This window comes from Streptomyces sp. NPDC012508, from assembly GCF_042902595.1.
Lineage (GTDB): Bacteria > Actinomycetota > Actinomycetes > Streptomycetales > Streptomycetaceae > Streptomyces.
The window spans coordinates 861896-880374 of sequence record NZ_JBIBEO010000001.1 but is presented as its reverse complement, the minus strand read 5'-3'; the positions used below and the strand labels follow the sequence as shown (position 1 = coordinate 880374).

Below are 18479 nucleotides of genomic sequence, written 5' to 3'. Positions count from 1 at the left end.
GTGCTGTTGTTCGCCGCGGGTCGGGCGGCTTCTCGGGCGAGGGGAGGGCGAGCGGAGGGAGCGGAGGCGAGCGGAAGGCCGACCCGACGGGGGACGGGGGAGTGCCCGCGGTCGTGTGAGCTGCGGGAGACGGCCGGCTCAGCGGGTGGGGGCCCGGGACTCGCCCGGGCCCCCACCCGCCCGCATCAGCCGACGGCGTTCTCGACGCCCTTCTGCGCGTTCGACCACGCCTTCTCCGGCGAGGTGCCCTTGCGCTCCACCTCGCTCAGCGCGTTGGTGATCTGGTCGGCGACGTTCTTGTCGTGGATCCCGAGCACCTGCACCGGGGCGGCCTTGGCCGCGTCGCCGAAGATCTGGCCGATCGGCGCGCCCGAGAAGTACGGGTCCGTCGCCGTGGCGACCTTGGCGATCGCGCCGGTCGACGAGGGGAAGTTCCCCTGCTTGGTGAAGAGCGTGGCCTGCTGCTCCGGGGCGGTGAGCCACTTGATCAGCTCGTACGCCTCCTTCTTGTGCTTGGCCGCCCGCGGCACGGAGAGGTACGAGCCGCCCCAGTTCCCGGCGCCGCCGGGCAGCTTGGCGATGTCCCACTTGCCCTTGCCGGCGTCACCGGCCTGGCCCTTGATGTAGCCGAGCATCCACGCCGGGCAGGGGAGCGTCGCGAAGGAGCCGGTCGAGAACGCCTGGTTCCACTGCGGCGACCACTGGTCGAGCTTGGCGCTCAGGCCCTCCTGGGCGGCCTTCGTCGAGGCGTCCCACGCGGCTTTCACGGCCGGACTGTCGGCGTAGACGAGCTTCCCGGACGCGTCGTAGTACCGCTCCTTCTCCTGGCCGATCATGACCGCGTACAGGCTGCCGACGCTGTCCACCCAGGCGCTCTTGGCCGGGGCCTTGGCCTTGTACTGCCGGCCGAGCTCAAGATAGCCGTCCCAGGTGGACCACTTCTGCGCCAGCTCGGCCCGGTCCGTCGGGAGTCCGGCCTGCTTGAACAGGTCGGAGCGGTAGCACATGGCCTCGGGGCCGACGTCCGTGCCGAGCCCCAGGACCTTGCCGTCCTTGGTGGTCGCGGCGGACCACTTGGCGTCGGCGAACTCGCCCTTGAGCGAGTCCGCGCCGTACTTGGTCAGGTCCTCGAACTTGTCCGACTGCTGCTGGGTGACGGAGGCGATCCGGCCGACCTCGATGCCCTGGACGTCCGCGAGCCCGCCCCCGCCGGCCAGCCGGGTCTGGAGCGACTTCCAGTAGTCCTGCTCGTCCTCGGTGTCGGTCTGCTTGATGGTCACGTTCGGGTGCAGCTTCTCGTACGCGGCGTAGAGCCCGGCCTCCTTGTAGCCGAACGAGCCGAAGAGGTCGACGGTGATCGTGACCTTTCCGCCCGCGCTGTCGGAGGAGCCGTCGGATCCCGCGGATCCGCAGGCGGCGAGCAGGGCCCCGGTGAGGACGACCGCGCCGATCCTTACGGCGGTGGTCGTTCTGGCGGCTCGGGCAGTGGGCATGGGAAGCCTCCGTCTTGAGAGCGCTCTCAGGAATGCGTCTGGAGCGTGCCTCCCGGCCCGGGCTCCCGTCAAGAGTCGAACGCGTAACAGCTCGGCGTACGCCGGAACTTGTCCGTCCTCTTCAGGAGCCGTAGGCGGCGGAATCCCGGTCGGGGAGGGTCATGCGGAGGCCCGGCGGACCAGCTCCGTCTCGGTGATCACGGGCTCCGCGACACCTGCGCCGTCGAGGGTGCGCATCAGCAGCCGTACCATCAACCGGCCCATTCCCTCGATGTCCTGACGGACCGTCGTCAGGGGCGGGTCGGTCGCCTCGGCCACCGGGAGCACATCGTCGAAGCCGACGAGCGCCACGTCCTCCGGGACCCGCAGGCCGTGCTCGCGCAGCACGCGCAGCGCACCCGACGCCATCAGGTCGTTGGCGGCGAAGACGGCGTCCAGATCAGGTCGGCGCCGCAGCAGTTCGGCCATCGCGCGCGCCCCGCTCTCCTCCGTGAACGCGCCCTCGGCCACCAGGTCCGGCCCGGCGTCCGGCAGTTCGTCCCGGTATCCGTCGAGCCGGTCGAGCGCCGAGGTCTGGTCGCGTGGCCCCGTGATGTGCGCGATGTTCCGGCAGCCGAGCGACCGCAGATGACGCACGGCGGTGCGGGCGCCCCCGCGGTTGTCGCAGTCGACGTACGGGACGGGCGGCTCACCCACGGGCCCCGTCCAGCCGGGCCGCCCGCCGAAGACCGTGGGCACCTGCGCCCGCCGGACGATCTCCGGAAGCTGGTCGTCGTTGTGGAGCGAGAAGGCGAGCGCCCCGTCGACATGGCCGCCGCCGAGGTAGCGCGCGATCCGTTCGTGATCGCCGGGTCCCTCCACCCAGAGCAGGACCAACTGGGCGTCGTGCGCGGTGAGCTCGCGGCTGATGCCACGCACCTGCTGCTCGAAGAACGGGTCGGAGAAGATCCGGAACTCGGGCTCCGCGATGATCACGGCGACGGCGCCGTTGCGCCGGGTGACCAGAGTCCGCGCGGCGTGGTTGGGGACATACCCGAGCTCCTCGACGGCCTCGCGCACCTTCTCCGCGAGCGCGTCCCGCACCCCTGCCCCGCCGTTGACGACTCGGGACACCGTCGCCCGGGACACCCCGGCGCGCGCGGCGACGGCTTCCAGGGTCGGACGCGTCCCGGACGTCGTTTCGCTCAAGGCTGGCTCCCCACGGGCACGGTGGTGCGACAGTGCTGACAGCGTCGAGGGTAACTCCTGGTCGGCGTCCTGTTAGGTGTCCCGCGAGGCCTCCTGTGAAGCGCTCTCCTCAGCCGCGCGGACGCTGAGGGGGAAACCCCTCGGCGTCCGTTCAGCGCGCGGGTCGCAGGACGTCCACGGTCGGCAGGCCGCGGTGGCGGTGATGGGCCGCCGCCACGCCCGCGAGCGCGGGGCGGCCCAGCTCGCGGTAGGCCACGGCCAGCAGCTCGCCCGCGTACGCCTCGTGCTCCGCCCTGCCGTACGACGCCCGGTGCAGGTCCCGCCCGAGCACCAGCGCCTCGGCCGGATCGCCGGCCGCCGCCCTCCGGAGGGCTTCGTCGACGGCTGCCCGTACGGCCTCGGCGTCGTCGAAGAGCTCCTCCATGGACGTGCCGAAGCGGTACTCGTCGGCCGCGCCCAGTGGCGGACGGTCCAGCGCCGTCGCGCCGGAGACCAGTGCCCCGGCGCCGTCCATGGTCGTGATCCGGGCGGTGTCGACCGGCCTCCGGTACAGGTGGGCGTCGGCGTACGCCTGGCCCGTCTCCGTGCGCTCCCCGGTCTCGAAGCCGGTCAGGGCCGTCCGCAGGTGCCCGAGATCGTCCAGGCGCGCGAGCTCGTCCTCGTCCCCGTCGGCCGCGTAGTCGGCGAGATCACGCTGCGCCGCCTCGATCCGTGCCCGCACGGCCTCCAGCGGGGTGCGGTGGCACCGCTGGATCCCCTCGCCGTCGTCGTTGTAGTACGAGGCGACGCCGTCGCACGTACGCCCGTCGTCGGACCAGAGCCCGAAGTGCAGTCCGCCGGATCCGCCGTGCAGGAAGGTGAGGAACTCCGGTGGATCGCGGTAGTAGCGGCCGTGCACCCGGATGTCGAGGCCCTCCCGGGGGCGCGCCTCCGGGTCGGCGAACAGGTCCGTCACTCCGTACGGCGAGAGCTCCAGGTCCGCGAGCGCCCGCCGCTCGACAGGACCGAGTGCTTCGAGGAAGTCCGCGAACCGGAAGAAGGAGCCGGGCAGTTCGAGCCCCCACTCCGCCTCGACCCGCAGCGCGACGGCCTCCCGCACCGCCGGATCGCCGTACCGCTCCGTCTCCACCGCCACCGTCCGCTCCCGCCTGCCGCATCCGTACAGCCTGGGAGCCTATCCACGGCGGACGGACGCGCCCCACCCCGCCCCTCGGGGCAGGCGTGGGGCGCGTCCGCGCACTCAGTGGTCGTGGATCGTGTTCGTCTCCGCGATCTTCTTCCAGGACTTCGGCTGCACCGGCTTCGCCGAGGACACGGGAGCCTGCGATTCCGTCGCCCCGGCCGATCGCGCCACCCGCGCCGACGCCCCCGGCTCGCCCGCCGTCGACGTGGCCGGCTTCACCGGCTGGTACAGCCAGGTGTCGAAGAGCGCGGCCAGCGGCTTGCCCGAGATCCGCTCCGCGTACGACACGAAGTCCGCGACCTTGGCGTTGCCGTACCGGAACTCCGTCGGCCAGCCCTTCAGGACGGTGAAGAAGTCCTCGTCGCCGATCTCGTTCCGCAGCGCCTGGATCGCCAGCGCGCCCCTGTCGTACACGGCGATGTGGAACTGGTTGTCCGGCCCCGGGTCGCCCGGCTTGACGGTCCAGAACGGGTCCTCGGCCGTGCGCGTCCCGTAGACGTAGTCCGCGAGCTCCTGGGCCGTGCCCTCGCCCTCCTTCTCCGACCACAGCCACTGGCTGTAGCGGGCGAAGCCCTCGTTGACCCAGATGTCCTTCCAGTGGTCGACCGACACGCTGTCGCCGTACCACTGGTGCGCCTGCTCGTGGACGACCACCGACACGTTCGCCCCGTTGGCGAACTGCCGGGGGCTGTAGAACGGCCGGGTCTGCGTCTCCAGGGCGTATCCGCTGGTCACGTTGGGGACATAGCCGCCGATCGCGTTGAAGGGGTACGGCCCGAAGATCTCCTCGAGCCACTCCGTGACCTCGGCCGTGCGCTCGATCGACGCGCGCGCCGCGCCCGCGTTGTCGCCGAGGTCCTTGCTGTACGCGTTGAGGACCGGGAGCCCGTTGGCCGTCGTGTCGGTGGTGATGTCGAACTTCCCCACCGCCAGCGTGGCCAGATAGGTCGCCTGCGGCTTGTTGGAGCGCCAGTTGTAGCGCGTCCAGCCCAGCCGTGAGGACTGCGACTGCAGCACGCCGTTGCTGATCGCCTGCGTGCCGTCCGGAACCGAGACCGACACGTCGAAGGTCGCCTTGTCCAGGGGGTGGTCGTTGGACGGGAACCACCAGGCGGCCGAATCCGGCTCCTGCGCGGCGACCCCGCCGTCGGGCGTACGGTGCCAGGCGGTCCAGCCGCCGATCTTCACCTCGGAGGGCTTGCCCGCGTACCGCACGACGACCGAGACCGTACGGTTCTTCTCCAGCGGGGTCGCCGGAGTGACCACCAGCTCCTGCTCGCCGCTCCTGGTGAACCGCGCCTTCTTGCCGTTCACCCGTACCTCGCTGACCTTGAGCCCGAGGTCCAGGTTGAAGCGGGAGAGGTTCTGCTTCGTCGTGGCGACGATCGTCGCCGTGCCCTCCAGGAGGTCGGTCGCGGGCTGGTACGTCAGCCGCAGGTCGTAGTGGGAGACGTCGTATCCGCCGTTGCCACTGGCCGGGTAGTAGGGATCGCCGATGCCCGATGCGCCCGGAACGTAGTCGGCGGCCGATGCCGGGATCGCCAGCAGGAGAGAGGCCGCGAGCGCGCTCGGAACGACAAGTCTGCGGTGCACGAGAGCTCCAAGTCGGTAAGGAGAATGAGTAAGGCGTCCGAAGGTGTTCGGTCCTTAGCGACGCTATTCAGCCCCCGACGCCCCGTCACGTCCAGAGGACCTCCTTTCACACGATCGCCATTCGGCCGAAATGAACCCTCGCGCCGCCGTCGGCCTCTTCCGGCCCCCGACGGCCCTCTTTTGCACCGGAGTTGACAGGGGTACGTTCCGCCCCATGCCGATACGTGTGCGGAGAACCCGCGGAGCCCGTCTGTCGTGCAGAACCCTGGCCGTGGCCGCCACGGCCGCCCTGATGTCCGCCCTCGTCTCCCCGGCCGGCGCCACCGACCGGGAAGCCGCCTCAGGAGTACGGGAGTCCCGGCCGGTGTACTCCTACGGCGACGCCGTCCGGGAGTCCGTCTGGGTCGACACGGGACTCGACGGTGACGGCGACGGCCGCACCGACCGGGTCGCCGCCGACATCGTCCGCCCCCGCGAGACCGCGGCGAACGGCCGGAAGATCCCGGTCATCATGGACGCGAGCCCGTACTACGCCTGCTGCGGCCGGGGCAACGAGAGCCAGAGGAAGACCTACGACTCCGCCGGGAACCCCGTACAGTTCCCGCTCTTCTACGACAACTACTTCGTGCCCCGCGGCTATGCCTTCGTCGCGGTCGACCTCGCCGGCACCAACCGCTCCGACGGCTGCGACGACGTGGGCGGCCGCTCCGACGTCCTGTCCGCGAAGGCGGTCGTGGACTGGCTGAACGGCCGCGCCCGCGGCTACACGACCCGTACCGGCTCCGAACGGGCCCGCGCCACGACCTGGTCCACGGGCAAGGTCGGCATGATCGGCAAGAGCTGGGACGGCACCATCGCCAACGGCGTCGCCGCCACGGGCGTGGAGGGCCTGGAGACGATCGTCCCGATCGGCGCGATCTCCTCCTGGTACGACTACTTCCACTCCCAGGGCGCCCCGCTCTACAACGCCAACCCCAGCTGGCTCTCCGAGTACGTCAACAGCCCCGAGGCGAACGCCCGTTGCGGCGCGGTCCAGGACCGCATCACCGCCGCCACCCCGTACAGCGGCGACTGGACCCGCGCCTGGAGCGAGCGCGACCACGTCCCGGACGCCGGGAAGGTACGGGCGAGCGTCTTCGTCGTCCACGGCCGGCAGGACCTCAACGTCCGCGCCAACCAGTTCGGTCAGTGGTGGGACGCCCTCGCCGCCCGCGGTGTCGAGCGCAAGATCTGGCTCTCCCAGACCGGCCATGTCGACCCCTTCGACTTCCGGCGCACCGAATGGGTCCGCACGCTGCACCGCTGGTTCGACCACTACCTCCTCGGCCACGACAACGGCATCGACCGCGAGCCGATGGCCGACATCGAGCGGGCGCCGGACCGCTGGACCACCGATCGCGTCTGGCCGCCCCGCGCCACCGAGACCACCACCCTGCGCCCCGGCACCGGAGCGACGCCCGGCGTCGGCACCCTCGGACGTACACCCGCCGCCCCCGGCGCCACGGAGACCTTCACCGACGACCCGGCCCTGGGCGAGACCGACTGGGCCGCGCGGATCGACGACTCCACCCCCGCCAAGGCCGGGTTCACCACCTGGCCGCTCACTCACGACCTGAGGCTCTCCGGCTCCTCCACGGTGACCGTCACGGCCACCCCGACGACCGGCACCGCGCATCTGACCGCCGTACTCGTCGACCTCGGCCCCGACACCATCAGGGACTACGCGGCTCCGGGCGAGGGCATCACCACCCTCACCCGGCGGACCTGCTGGGGTGAGAGTACGAGCGGCGACAGCGCCTGCTTCAAGGAGACCGAGGCCCGTACCGCGGACGTGGACTTCACCGTCGTCAGCCGCGGCTGGGCCGACCTGGGCACCTGGGCAGATCCGCGGAAAGGCCGGCCGCTGACCCCCGGCACGGCGTACCCGATCACGCTGAAGCTGGCGGCCACCGACCACGTCGTACCTGCCGGGCACCGACTCGCCCTGATCGTCGGCGGCACGGACAGGGACCTCCTCGACCCTCCGTCCGCCCCACCGACCCTCACCCTCGACCTCACCCGTACGTGGGCGAAACTGCCCTTCGTCGGCGGCGCCTCGGCCTTCGCCCGGGCCACGGCCGGTACGGTCGGCGCACGCCCGGCGCAGGCCGGGCAGCCGCTCACCGGTGTCGGGCCCGCGCGGTCGGACATCCCTGTCCCGGGTGAGGCCCGATGACCCGCGCACCGAGCCGCCGCTCCCGCCGCACGCTCGTCCTCGTGGCGGGTGCCGCCGCCCTCGGCCTCCCGCTCGTCGCCGTGCCCGCCGAGGCGGCCGGCGGCGCCGCCCCCGCCCCGCCCCCACGCACCGGCTTCGAGCTGAGCCAGGGAGCGCGGTGGACGACGGAACGCCAGGAGACCGACTTCCTGGCCGCCGTCGACCGGGGAAGCGACCGTGTCGCCGTGCGGACCATCGGCACGACGAAACAGGGGCGTCCGATCCGGCTCGCCACGGTCGGCACACGCGGTGGCGCGGCCCGCACCACCGTGCTGCTCGTCTGCTCGCAGCACGGTGACGAACCGTCGGGCCGGGAGGCCTGTCTGACCACCCTGCGCGACCTGGCGTACGCGCGGGACGGCGAGACCCGTCGCTTCCTCTCGCGTACCACCGTCCTCGTCGTCCCCACCGCCAACCCGGACGGGCGCGAGGCGGACACACGGGGCAACGCCGACGGGGTCGACGTCAACCGCGACCACATCGCCCTGGAGACCGCCGAGGGCCGCGCCCTCGCCGCCCTGATCCGGGACCGGCGCCCCGAGCTGATCTACGACCTGCACGAGTACGACGGCACCTCGCCGTACTACGACAAGGACCTGCTCGCCCTCTGGCCGCGCAACCTCAACGCCGACATCCATGTGCACGACGAGTCCCGCACCCTGTCGGAGTCCTACGTCCGGCCGGCGGCCGGGTCCGCCGGCTTCAGCAGCGGGATCTACGGCATCTGGACCGACCCCCTGACCGGGCAGCCGGTCAAACAGGTGGCGGGCGACGGCCAGGAGCGCATCCTGCGCAACACGGCCGGTGTCAAGCACTCCGTCGGCCTGCTCGTCGAGACCCGGATCGAGGCCCTCACCGAGGCCGAGAAGGCGGACGACGCCCGCAACCAGCGCCGCCGGGTCCGCACCCAACTATCCGCGCTGAAGGGCGCCTTCGGCTACGTCGAGGAGCGGCGCGACCGGCTCGGCGCGGCCACGGCCGTGGCCCGGCACACCGGGTTCGCCGACCGGGGCCCCGTGCTGCTCGGCGGAGCCGACAACGACCCGGCCGAGCCCGCCGAGATCATCCAGGACCCGCCCTGTGGCTACCGCCTGGACGCCGCGCAGTACGCCGAGTTCGGCGACGAACTGGCGCTGCACGGAGTCACGGTCCGGCAGGAGGGCGGAGGGGTGTTCGTACCCCTGCGCCAGTCGCAGCGCGCGCTCGTCCTCCTGCTGCTGGACGGCCGGGCGGCCTACCGGCTCACCACCGGAGTGCCGGTGGAGGTCTGTTGATCGGCTGAGTTGGTCCCGGAAGTGGCGCGTCACGTGTGGTACTGCCTTACGGAGCGAGTTGAGTTTGTCCCGTAATGCCGTGAAAGGTGCCACCTGTGTCGCAGGAAGATCAGAGAGCGGGCGAACCCCGGGGCGGCGGAGGCCGGGGTGGAGACAGGGGCGGGGGCCGGCTGCCGGTGACGGCGGCCCTCCCGGGCCGCCCCGGTCACGACCGCAAGGCCCGGACCGACAGGATCGTGTTCGGTGTCACCGCCGTCCTCACCGTCGCCTTCGTGGTCTGGGGCGCCGCGGCCACGGACAGTCTGGAGAGCGTCTCCAGCAAGCTCCTCGACGGTCTGATCCGCAACGGGGGATGGGCGTTCATGCTCGCCGCCTCCGGCTTCGTGGTCTTCGCGCTGTGGCTCGCCATCAGCCGGTACGGGCGGATCACCCTCGGCCACGAGACCGAGGGACCGGAGTTCCGGACCGTGTCGTGGATCGCGATGATGTTCAGCGCGGGCATGGGCATCGGCCTGATGTTCTACGGCGTGAGCGAGCCGCTCGCCCACTACGGCACCCCGCCGCCCGGTACGAGCCCCGCCGACTCGGCGGAGCGGATGCAGGTCGCGATGGCGACCACCCTCTTCCACTGGACGCTCCACCCCTGGGCGATCTACGCCGTCGTGGGGCTCGCGATCGCGTACTCCACGTTCCGGCGCCGTCGGCGGCAGACCATCAGCGCCGTGTTCGTGCCGCTGATCGGGAAGAAGGCGGCCTACGGCGGTCCGGGCCGGGTCATCGACATCCTGGCGATCTTCGCCACCCTCTTCGGCTCGGCCGCCTCGCTGGGTCTCGGCGCGCTCCAGATCGGCAGCGGGGTCGAGGAGTTGGGATGGCTGAAGACGACCGGCACCGGGCTGCTCGTCGGCATCATCGCCGTCCTGACCGTGGCGTTCGTGCTGTCCGCCGTCTCGGGTGTCGAGAAGGGCATCCAGTGGCTCTCCAACACCAACATGGTGCTCGCCCTGATCCTCGCCGTGTTCGTCTTCGTGGCCGGCCCGACCATCGTCGTGCTCGACCTGCTGCCCACCTCCATCGCCGCCTACATCGGTGACCTGCCGCAGCTGATCGGCCGCACCGAGGTGACCGCGGGGGAGAACGTCCACGACTGGCTGGGGAGCTGGACCGTCTTCTACTGGGCCTGGTGGATCTCCTGGACGCCCTTCGTCGGCATGTTCATCGCCCGCATCAGCAAGGGCCGGACGATCCGCCAGTTCGTCGGCGGAGTCATTCTCGTACCGAGCACGGTGAGCCTCGTCTGGTTCGCCGTCTTCGGCGGCACCGCGATGAAGCTGAGCGAACGCGGCGAGCTGTCGGAGGAGACGACCCCGGAGGGGCAACTCTTCGGTCTCCTCAAGGAGTTCCCCCTCACCGGGACCATGAGTCTGCTCGTGATGATCCTCGTGGGCATCTTCTTCGTCTCGGGCGCGGACGCCGCGTCGATCGTCATGGGCACGCTCTCGCAGCGCGGCTCCTTCGATCCGACCCGCCCCGTGGTCGTGTTCTGGGGCGTGGTGACCGGCGCCGTCGCCGCCATCATGCTCCTCATCGGCGACGGTCAGGGTGACGCGCTCGCGGGCCTCCAGAACCTCACGATCCTGGTGGCGGCGCCGTTCGTCCTCGTGATGATCGGCATGTGCGTGGCGCTCATGCGGGATCTGCGGCACGACCCGCTCATCGTCCGGGGCGAGGTGGGCGAGGAGGTCATCGAACTCGCCGTCATCGCGGGCCACGAGAAGTACGACGGAGACTTCGAGCTGCGCATCGGGCCGGGCACGGGGACGACGGGTGACGGGTCCTGACCGGGCGGGCCGAGGCACCGGCCGGGCGCGCCGAGACTCCGGCCGGGCGGCGGGCCGAGTCGGTGCCTCGGCCGGCCCGTCGTCAGCCAGCGGCCAGGTCCGCAGCCTGCCGGGCGCAGCCCCAGGCGACGGTCACCCCGGCGCCGCCGTGGCCGTAGTTGTGGATCAGACGGCCGCCGCCCGGCAGCGGCTCCGCCGCGATCCGTACCCCGCCCGACCGCACCGGCCGCAGCCCCACCCGGTGCCCGAGCACCCGGGCGCCGGCGATCTCGGGCCGCACCCGCGCGCACCGCGCCACGATCGCGGCCGCCGTCGCCGGATCAGGGTCCGGCCGCTCGTCGCCCTCCCGCGCCGTCCCGCCCAGGATCAGCCGCCCCGGCTGCGGGAAGAAGTACGTCGTCTCGCTCGACGCCGAGTCGGCCGCCGTGAACCACTCCTCGATCCCCGGATTCTCCACCAGCACCAACTGCCCCCGCACGGGCCGCATGCGGGCATCCGGTACGAGTTCCCTGGCACCCAGACCCGTGCAATTCACCACCACCCGCGCCGCCCGGGCCGCCTCGGCGAAGCCGGTCACCGTGCGCCGCTCCAGCACCACGCCCGCCGCCTCCGACCGGTCGCGCAGCCACGCCAGGTGGACCGGCATGTCGATCAGCGGCAGCCGCGCCGCGAGACCCGTTCCGTACGGCCCCGGCACCTCCTCCGCCGCCAACTGCCGCAGCCCCGAGACCTCCCGCGTCCAGTCGCCCAGGTCGCCGAGGACCGTGTCCGCGTGGACTCCGGCCACGATCCGTACGCCCGTCGCCTCCGCGTCGCCCGCGAGCTTCTCGTACACCCGCAGCGACTCCAGGGACCAGCGGGCGACCTCGGCCGCCGGCTCGATCCGGTACGGCCACCACAGCGCCCCCGCCACCGCGGAGGTCGTCCCCGTCACCGCGTCCCTCGACCACACCCGTACGCGATGTCCCCGCTCCGCCAGCGTCACGGCCGTCGTCAGACCGATGACCCCGCCACCCACCACGATCACGTCGTCGCTCATGAGCGGACGGTACCCAGCCCCAGGTCCCGCGCACCATGGGCGCTCGCCGCGTGACGGGCACCGGCGGATCCCGCTCGACGCCCGGCCGGGAAAGGGAGAGGCTCCTGGTGGCCGGCACCCCCGGGGCCGAGCCGGTCGCACCGGTCCTCCCCTGAGGGGTGGCATACGATTCATCTCCTGATGACTGCCACTCTCGTCGCCAAGGACCTCGCCGCCGGCCACGGCGAACGCTCCCTCTTCGCCGGCCTCGACCTCGTCGTCGCCCCCGGCGACGTCATCGGCCTCGTCGGTGTCAACGGCGCCGGCAAGTCGACCCTGCTGCGGCTGCTCGCCGGGCTCGACACCCCTGAGGACGGCGAGCTGAAGCTCTCCCCGCCCACCGCCACCGTCGGCCACCTCCCGCAGGAGCCGGAGCGGCGCGAGGGCGAGACGGTACGGGACTTCCTGGCCCGCCGTACGGGAGTGGCGGCCGCGCAGACCGCCATGGACGAGGCCACCCAGGGCCTTGTCGACGGGACGCCCGGCGCCGACGACGCGTACGCCGTCAGCCTGGAGCGCTGGCTCGGCCTCGGCGGCGCGGACCTCGACGAGCGGGCCGAGGAGGTCGCCGACTCCCTCGGCCTGACCGTCGGCCTCGACCAGCCGATGACCTCGCTCTCCGGCGGCCAGGCAGCCCGCGCCGGTCTCGCCTCCCTCCTCCTCTCCCGGTACGACGTCTTCCTGCTCGACGAGCCCACCAACGACCTCGACCTCGACGGTCTGGAGCGGCTCGAAGCCTTCGTGCAGGGGCTGCGCGCCGGCACGGTCGTCATCAGCCACGACCGCGAGTTCCTCACCCGTACCGTCACCAAGGTCCTGGAACTCGACCTCGCCCAGCAGCAGATCACGCTCTACGGCGGTGGCTACGAGGCCTACCTGGAGGAGCGGGACACCGCCAGGCGGCACGCCCGCGAGGGCTACGAGGAGTACGCGGGCAGGAAGGCCGCCCTTGAGGCACGCGGCCACATGCAGCGGTCCTGGATGGACAAGGGCGTCAAGAACGCCCGCCGCAAGGCCACCGACAGCGACAAGCTCGGCCGCAACGCCCGCAGCGAGGCCAGCGAGAAGCAGGCCGCGAAGGCCCGCCAGACGCAGCGGATGATCGAGCGGCTCGACGTCGTCGAGGAGCCCCGCAAGGAGTGGGAGCTGCGGATGGAGATCGCTGCCGCCCCGCGCTCCGGCTCGGTCGTGGCGACCCTGCGCGAGGCCGAGGTCCGGCGCGGAGACTTCCGCTTCGGTCCCGCCACCCTCCAGATCGACTGGGCCGACCGGGTCGCGATCACCGGCGCGAACGGCGCCGGCAAGTCGACGCTGCTCGCCGCGCTCCTCGGCCGGCTGCCGCTCGACGCGGGTGACGCGGTGCTCGGCTCGGGCGTCGTGGTCGGCGAGGTCGACCAGGCCCGCAAGCTCTTCCACGGCTCCGAGTCGCTGCTCGACGCGTTCTGCGCGGCCGTCCCCGAGACCGAGCCCGCGGAGGTACGGACCCTGCTGGCGAAGTTCGGCCTCAAGGCCGAGCATGTCCTGCGGCCCGCCACCACGCTCTCTCCGGGGGAGCGGACCCGGGCCGCGCTCGCCCTCCTCCAGGGACGGGGCGTCAACCTGCTCGTCCTCGACGAGCCGACGAACCACCTGGACCTGGCGGCCATCGAGCAGCTGGAGTCCGCGCTGGACTCCTACACCGGCACGCTCCTTCTGGTGACCCACGACCGGCGCATGCTGGACGCGGTCCGCACGACCCGACGTGTCGAGGTCGCGGCCGGCAAGGTGACGGAACTCTGATGGGTGTGACCTTCGGATGGGGCCCGACGGAGGCCGCCGTCCTCGCCCGCGACGCCGCGTGCCTGGTGGTCGTCGACGTCCTCTCGTTCACGACGTCGGTGGGCGTGGCGGTGGAGTCCGGTACCGCCGTCTTCCCGTACCGCTGGAGGGACGAGACGGCCGTGACGTACGCGGCCGGGCTCGACGCGGCGCTGGCCGTCGGCCGGAAGGAGGCGTCGCCGGAGACGCCGTGGACCCTTTCCCCGGCAGCCCTGCGGGCGGCCCCGCCGACCCCGCGCCTGGTCCTGCCGTCCCCGAACGGCTCCACGATCTCCGCCGAGGCCGGCGACGCCACCGTGGTCGCCGCCTCGTTCCGCAACCGCACCGCCGTCGCCCGCTGGCTCGCCCGGCACGGCTACGGCTCCGAGTCCCGTCCCCTCGCCGTCGTCGCCTCGGGCGAACGGTGGCCCGACGGCTCCCTGCGCCCGGCCCTGGAGGACCTCCTCGGCGCGGGCGGAGTGCTGTCGGCACTGTGCGCGCTCGGCTCGTACGCCCTCACGCCCGAGGCGCGTGCGGCGGTGACGCTGTGGGAGGCGACGGAGGATCCCGTGGCGGAGCTGCACCGCTGCGATTCGGGGCGTGAACTGTACGAGTACGGCTATCCGCAGGACGTCGCGGTGGCCGCCGAGGCCGACACCTCGGAGACGGTCCCCGTCCTGAGGGACGGCGCATTCCAGGAGACACCATGACCGACCTGCTGACCCGGCTCACCGAGATGCTGGACGACCTCGACTCCGACATCGACGAGACGATTGACCTCGCGGACGAGATCGCGGCCTCGGGCGACGCGGCGCTGCTTCCGCGCCTCCAGGCCGAGCTGGACCGGGCCCTCGTCGAGCGCAACGCGTACGCCCGAGAGCTCCTCGGCGGCGTCCTCGCCGCGATCGGCGGCCCGGACGCGCTCCCGGCGCTCCTGCGGGCCTCCTCCGTCGACCTGGGCGACGACCAGGACGCCCTGGCGGGCGAGATCGTCGACCTGGTCCAGGCCGACCCGAACCGCTCCCGCGCCCTGCTCCAGCCCCTGACGGAGGACGACGATCTCACGGTGGCCAACCGCGCCGAATGGGCGCTCCGCTATCTCCCGGACGCCTAGAGGATCATCGCGGCCGCGATGCCGGCCCGCACGACGGACATCGACATGTCGACGAGCCCCCGGCTCCACAACGGGGACGCGAGGCGCCCGGCACAACGGGGACGTGAGGGGCTCGGCACAACGGGGACGTGAGGGGCTCGGCACCACGGAAACGCGAGGGGCCCGGCACCACGGAAACGCGAGGGGCCCGGCCGTGACGGCCGGGCCCCTCGTGTGCGTCAGCGGCCGCGCCGCTTCCCGCCGCCGCTTCCGCCCTCGTTCAGCAGGCCCGCCTTGCGCAGGGCGTCCGCCATCGCGCTGTTCGCGGGCGCCGGGGCCGAGGTCTGGGCCTGGGGCTGGGGCTGGCCGCGGCGCTGCTGCGGCGGGCGGCCACCACGCTCACCGCGTCCGCCCCGCTCACCCCGCTCCCGCTTCGGCGCACCGCCGCCGCCCGTGTCCGCCGCCGCCTCGTCGTCCAGCCGCAGCGTGAGCGAGATCCGCTTGCGCGGGATGTCCACGTCCAGGACCTTCACCCGGACCACGTCACCCGGCTTCACCACGTCCCGCGGGTCCTTGACGAACGTCTTCGACATCGCCGACACATGCACGAGCCCGTCCTGATGCACGCCGATGTCCACGAACGCGCCGAACGCCGCCACGTTCGTGACCACGCCCTCCAGGACCATCCCCGACGCCAGGTCGCCGATCTTCTCGACGCCCTCCTTGAAGGTCGCCGTCTTGAACGCCGGCCGCGGGTCCCGCCCCGGCTTCTCCAGCTCGCGCAGGATGTCGGAGACCGTCGGCAGACCGAAGGTCTCGTCGACGAAGTCGTCCGCCCGCAGAGACCGCAGCACGCCCGTGTTGCCGATCAGGGACGCGACCTCGCCGCCCGTCGTCTTCACCATCCGCCGCACCACCGGGTACGCCTCCGGGTGCACCGAGGACGCGTCCAGCGGGTCGTCCCCGCCCCGGATCCGCAGGAAGCCCGCACACTGCTCGTACGCCTTCGGCCCGAGCCGCGCCACGTCCTTCAGCGCCTTCCGCGACCGGAAGGGCCCGTTGGCGTCGCGGTGCGCCACGATGTTCTCGGCGAGGCCGGCGCCGATGCCCGACACCCGCGAAAGCAGCGGCGCGGACGCGGTGTTGACGTCGACGCCGACGCCGTTCACACAGTCCTCGACCACCGCGTCCAGCGAGCGCGAGAGCTTCACCTCGGACAGGTCGTGCTGGTACTGCCCGACCCCGATCGACTTCGGGTCGATCTTCACCAGCTCGGCCAGCGGGTCCTGGAGCCGCCGCGCGATCGAGACCGCACCGCGCAACGAGACGTCCAGCTCCGGCAGTTCCTGCGAGGCGAAGGCCGACGCGGAGTACACCGAGGCGCCCGCCTCGGAGACCATGACCTTCGTGAGTGTCAACTCCGGGTGCTTGGCGATGAGTTCAGCGGCCAGCTTGTCCGTCTCGCGGGAGGCCGTGCCGTTGCCGATGGCGACCAGCTCGACGGCGTGCTCCTTCGCGAGCCGCGCCAGCTTCGCCAGCGACTCGTCCCACCTGTTCGCCGGGACGTGCGGATAGATCGTGTCCGTGGCCACGACTTTGCCCGTCGCGTCCACGACGGCCACCTTCACACCCGTACGGAAACCGGGGTCGAGGCCCAGCGTCGCCCGCGTTCCGGCCGGGGCGGCGAGCAGCAGGTCGCGCAGGTTCGCCGCGAAGACGCGCACCGCCTCGTCCTCCGCCGCCGTCCGCAGGCGCAGGCGCAGGTCGATCCCGAGGTGGACCAGGATCCGGGTCCGCCAGGCCCAACGGACGGTGTCGAGCAGCCACTTGTCGCCCGGACGCCCCCGCTCGGCCACCCCGAAGCGCGAGGCGACCATGGACTCGTACGAGGACGGGCCGGGGGTCTCGGAGGGCTCCTCCGGCTCCAGCTCCAGGCTGAGGACGTCCTCCTTCTCGCCGCGAAGCATCGCGAGGATCCGGTGCGAGGGCAGCGCGGTGAACGGCTCGGCGAAGTCGAAGTAGTCGGCGAACTTCGCCCCCGCCTCCTCCTTGCCCTCCCGGACCTTGGCGGCGAGCCGGCCCCGGCCCCACATCCGCTCACGCAGCTCGCCGATCAGGTCGGCATCCTCGGAGAACTTCTCCGTCAGGATGGCGCGGGCACCCTCCAGCGCCGCGGCGGGGTCGGCGACACCCTTGTCGGCGTCCACGAAGGCCGCCGCCGCGGCGGCGGGGTCCACGGACGGGTCCGTGAGGAGCCCCTCCGCCAGCGGTTCGAGCCCGGCCTCCCGGGCGATCTGCGCCTTGGTGCGGCGCTTGGGCTTGAAGGGCAGATAGATGTCCTCCAGCCTGGCCTTGGTGTCGGCGGCCCGGAGCTGGGCCTCCACCTCGGCCGTCAGCTTGCCCTGCTCCCGCACGGAGTCGAGGATGGCGGTCCGCCGCTCCTCCAGTTCCCGCAGATAACGCAGCCGCTCTTCGAGCGTGCGCAGCTGGGCGTCGTCGAGCATCTCGGTCGCTTCCTTGCGGTAGCGCGCGATGAACGGCACGGTCGAGCCGCCGTCGAGCAGCTCGACGGCTGCCCTCACCTGTCGCTCACGTACGCCGAGTTCCTCGGCGATCCTGCCTTCGATGGACGTCGTCACGGTGTCCCGACTCGCCTTCTCGTGCCTCAAGCTTGCGAGTGCATTCTGCCGCGTCCCTTCCCGGAACCCCGCACGCGCCCCGAACCGGCCGTGTCAGCCCTTGTCGGCGAGGTCCGCCGGGAAGGCCCCGGCGAGGAGCGCCGCGTTGCGGAAGGCCTTGCCCAGCTCCGTCAGCCGCTCCACCCCCGCCGCGCCCAGGTGCTCGTACGGGGCCGCGTCCAGGCGGTCCGTGTGCTCCTCGACCGCGTCGCGCAGGGCCGTGCCCTCCAGGGTGAGCTCCCCGTCCGCGTCCAGCAGCCCGCGCTCCTGCAGCCGCCCCGCCGCCGCGTCCCAGTCGGTACGCCGCCAGCCACGGGCGCCCAGGGCCCAGCGCGGATTCATGCCGGTGCCGGTCGCGGTGTGGCTGACCATCGCCTCCAGCGGGTCCAGACCGGCGCTCAGGAGGGCCGCCAGGTGGCCGTCGCCCCGGTGCTCGCGCAGGAGCGTCGCGGCGTGCCAGTAGCGCAGGTGCGGCTGGTCCGGGACGGGGAGGTCGGCGTGGGCCGAGTAGAGCGGCCGGGAGTGCCGGGTGCAGGCCTCGGTGGCGCGCAGGGCCAGCTCGGCGGCCTCCGCCATCTCGGCCGACGCGAGGGCGTCCTCGCCGAGGAGACGGCGCATCGTGGCGTCCACGGCGCGCAGCCGCGCGGCCACCACCTCCGAGGGCGAGGCGATGTCCCAGACGGCCGGAAGGTGCTGGGCCAGCATCTCGACGTTGTAGTTGGAGAACGCCGCGGCGACGGTTCCCGCTCCTACGGCCCCCATCGCGGCGCTGCGCGAGGCGAGTCGCATGGCCGTCACGTCGTCGAACCCGATCGCCCGGAACTCGGTGTCCAGATCGGGTGAGAAGTACACCGTGGAGTGCATCGGGTTGAGCATGTGGTGGCAGCGGCGGCCCGCGCGGGGCGGCAGAGAGGTCATGGAACGGAACGTTACCGACTGGTCGGTACGACCGGAAGGCCGGGCTCCACCACACGGGCATCAATGGCAGGAAAGGTGGGGTCCTCGTC

General features: G+C 72.3%; 13 protein-coding genes. 6 read left to right on the top strand and 7 right to left on the bottom strand.

Going from position 1 to position 18479, the window contains the following annotated elements; genetic code table 11:
- Positions 1–185 precede the first annotated feature (185 nt).
- From ACFY8U_RS03735 to ACFY8U_RS03720, 4 genes are all read right to left on the bottom strand, one after another.
- The gene (locus tag ACFY8U_RS03735) at positions 186–1493 is read right to left on the bottom strand and encodes an ABC transporter substrate-binding protein (protein ID WP_389565153.1); all 1308 of its coding nucleotides are present in this window, start codon (positions 1491–1493) and stop codon (positions 186–188) included.
- A 159-nt stretch (positions 1494–1652) separates the two neighbouring features.
- Complete coding sequence (locus tag ACFY8U_RS03730; RefSeq protein WP_361594825.1) at positions 1653–2681, bottom strand: LacI family DNA-binding transcriptional regulator; 1029 nt, start codon at positions 2679–2681, stop codon at positions 1653–1655.
- Positions 2682–2832: 151 nt separating this feature from the next.
- Complete coding sequence (locus tag ACFY8U_RS03725; RefSeq protein ID WP_389565149.1) at positions 2833–3816, bottom strand: hypothetical protein; 984 nt, start codon at positions 3814–3816, stop codon at positions 2833–2835.
- A 105-nt stretch (positions 3817–3921) separates the two neighbouring features.
- Positions 3922–5457: a M1 family metallopeptidase gene (locus ACFY8U_RS03720; protein WP_389565146.1), complete on the bottom strand. Its 1536-nt coding sequence runs from the start codon at positions 5455–5457 to the stop codon at positions 3922–3924.
- 214 nt (positions 5458–5671) lie between these two features.
- Here ACFY8U_RS03720 and ACFY8U_RS03715 point away from each other — a divergent pair, with 214 nt between their 5' ends.
- From ACFY8U_RS03715 to ACFY8U_RS03705, 3 genes are all read left to right on the top strand, one after another.
- Positions 5672–7672, top strand: coding sequence for a Xaa-Pro dipeptidyl-peptidase (locus tag ACFY8U_RS03715; protein ID WP_389565143.1), 2001 nt, complete (start codon positions 5672–5674; stop codon positions 7670–7672).
- A complete protein-coding gene (locus ACFY8U_RS03710; RefSeq protein ID WP_389565140.1) occupies positions 7669–8985 on the top strand; it encodes a M14 family metallocarboxypeptidase in 1317 nt (438 codons plus the stop codon). Before ACFY8U_RS03715 ends, ACFY8U_RS03710 begins: the two co-directional genes overlap by 4 nt.
- A 95-nt stretch (positions 8986–9080) precedes the next feature.
- Positions 9081–10826: a BCCT family transporter gene (locus ACFY8U_RS03705; RefSeq protein ID WP_389565138.1), complete on the top strand. Its 1746-nt coding sequence runs from the start codon at positions 9081–9083 to the stop codon at positions 10824–10826.
- 82 nt (positions 10827–10908) lie between these two features.
- Here the strand turns inward: ACFY8U_RS03705 and ACFY8U_RS03700 are convergent, their stop codons facing one another.
- Entirely contained in the window at positions 10909–11865 is a 957-nt protein-coding gene (locus ACFY8U_RS03700; RefSeq protein ID WP_389565135.1) for an FAD-dependent oxidoreductase, read from the bottom strand.
- Between the two features lie 180 nt (positions 11866–12045).
- On the opposite strand from ACFY8U_RS03700, the gene ACFY8U_RS03695 reads away from it, so the two are divergent.
- From ACFY8U_RS03695 to ACFY8U_RS03685, 3 genes are read left to right on the top strand one after another with little or no spacing between them, the layout of a single operon-like run.
- The gene (locus tag ACFY8U_RS03695) at positions 12046–13683 is read left to right on the top strand and encodes an ABC-F family ATP-binding cassette domain-containing protein (protein ID WP_389565133.1); all 1638 of its coding nucleotides are present in this window, start codon (positions 12046–12048) and stop codon (positions 13681–13683) included.
- Positions 13683–14411, top strand: coding sequence for a 2-phosphosulfolactate phosphatase (locus ACFY8U_RS03690; protein ID WP_389565130.1), 729 nt, complete (start codon positions 13683–13685; stop codon positions 14409–14411). Before ACFY8U_RS03695 ends, ACFY8U_RS03690 begins: the two co-directional genes overlap by 1 nt.
- Positions 14408–14815 (top strand): hypothetical protein, encoded by a 408-nt coding sequence (locus tag ACFY8U_RS03685; RefSeq protein ID WP_361594843.1) that lies wholly within the window; start codon positions 14408–14410, stop codon positions 14813–14815. The genes ACFY8U_RS03690 and ACFY8U_RS03685 overlap by 4 nt, the downstream gene beginning before the upstream one ends.
- A gap of 218 nt (positions 14816–15033) precedes the next feature.
- On the opposite strand, the gene ACFY8U_RS03680 is transcribed toward ACFY8U_RS03685, so the two are convergent.
- Both ACFY8U_RS03680 and ACFY8U_RS03675 read right to left on the bottom strand, forming a co-directional pair.
- A complete protein-coding gene (locus tag ACFY8U_RS03680) occupies positions 15034–17433 on the bottom strand; it encodes a Tex family protein (protein ID WP_389565127.1) in 2400 nt (799 codons plus the stop codon).
- A 93-nt stretch (positions 17434–17526) separates the two neighbouring features.
- Entirely contained in the window at positions 17527–18390 is an 864-nt protein-coding gene (locus tag ACFY8U_RS03675) for a hypothetical protein (protein WP_389565124.1), read from the bottom strand.
- Positions 18391–18479 lie beyond the last annotated feature (89 nt).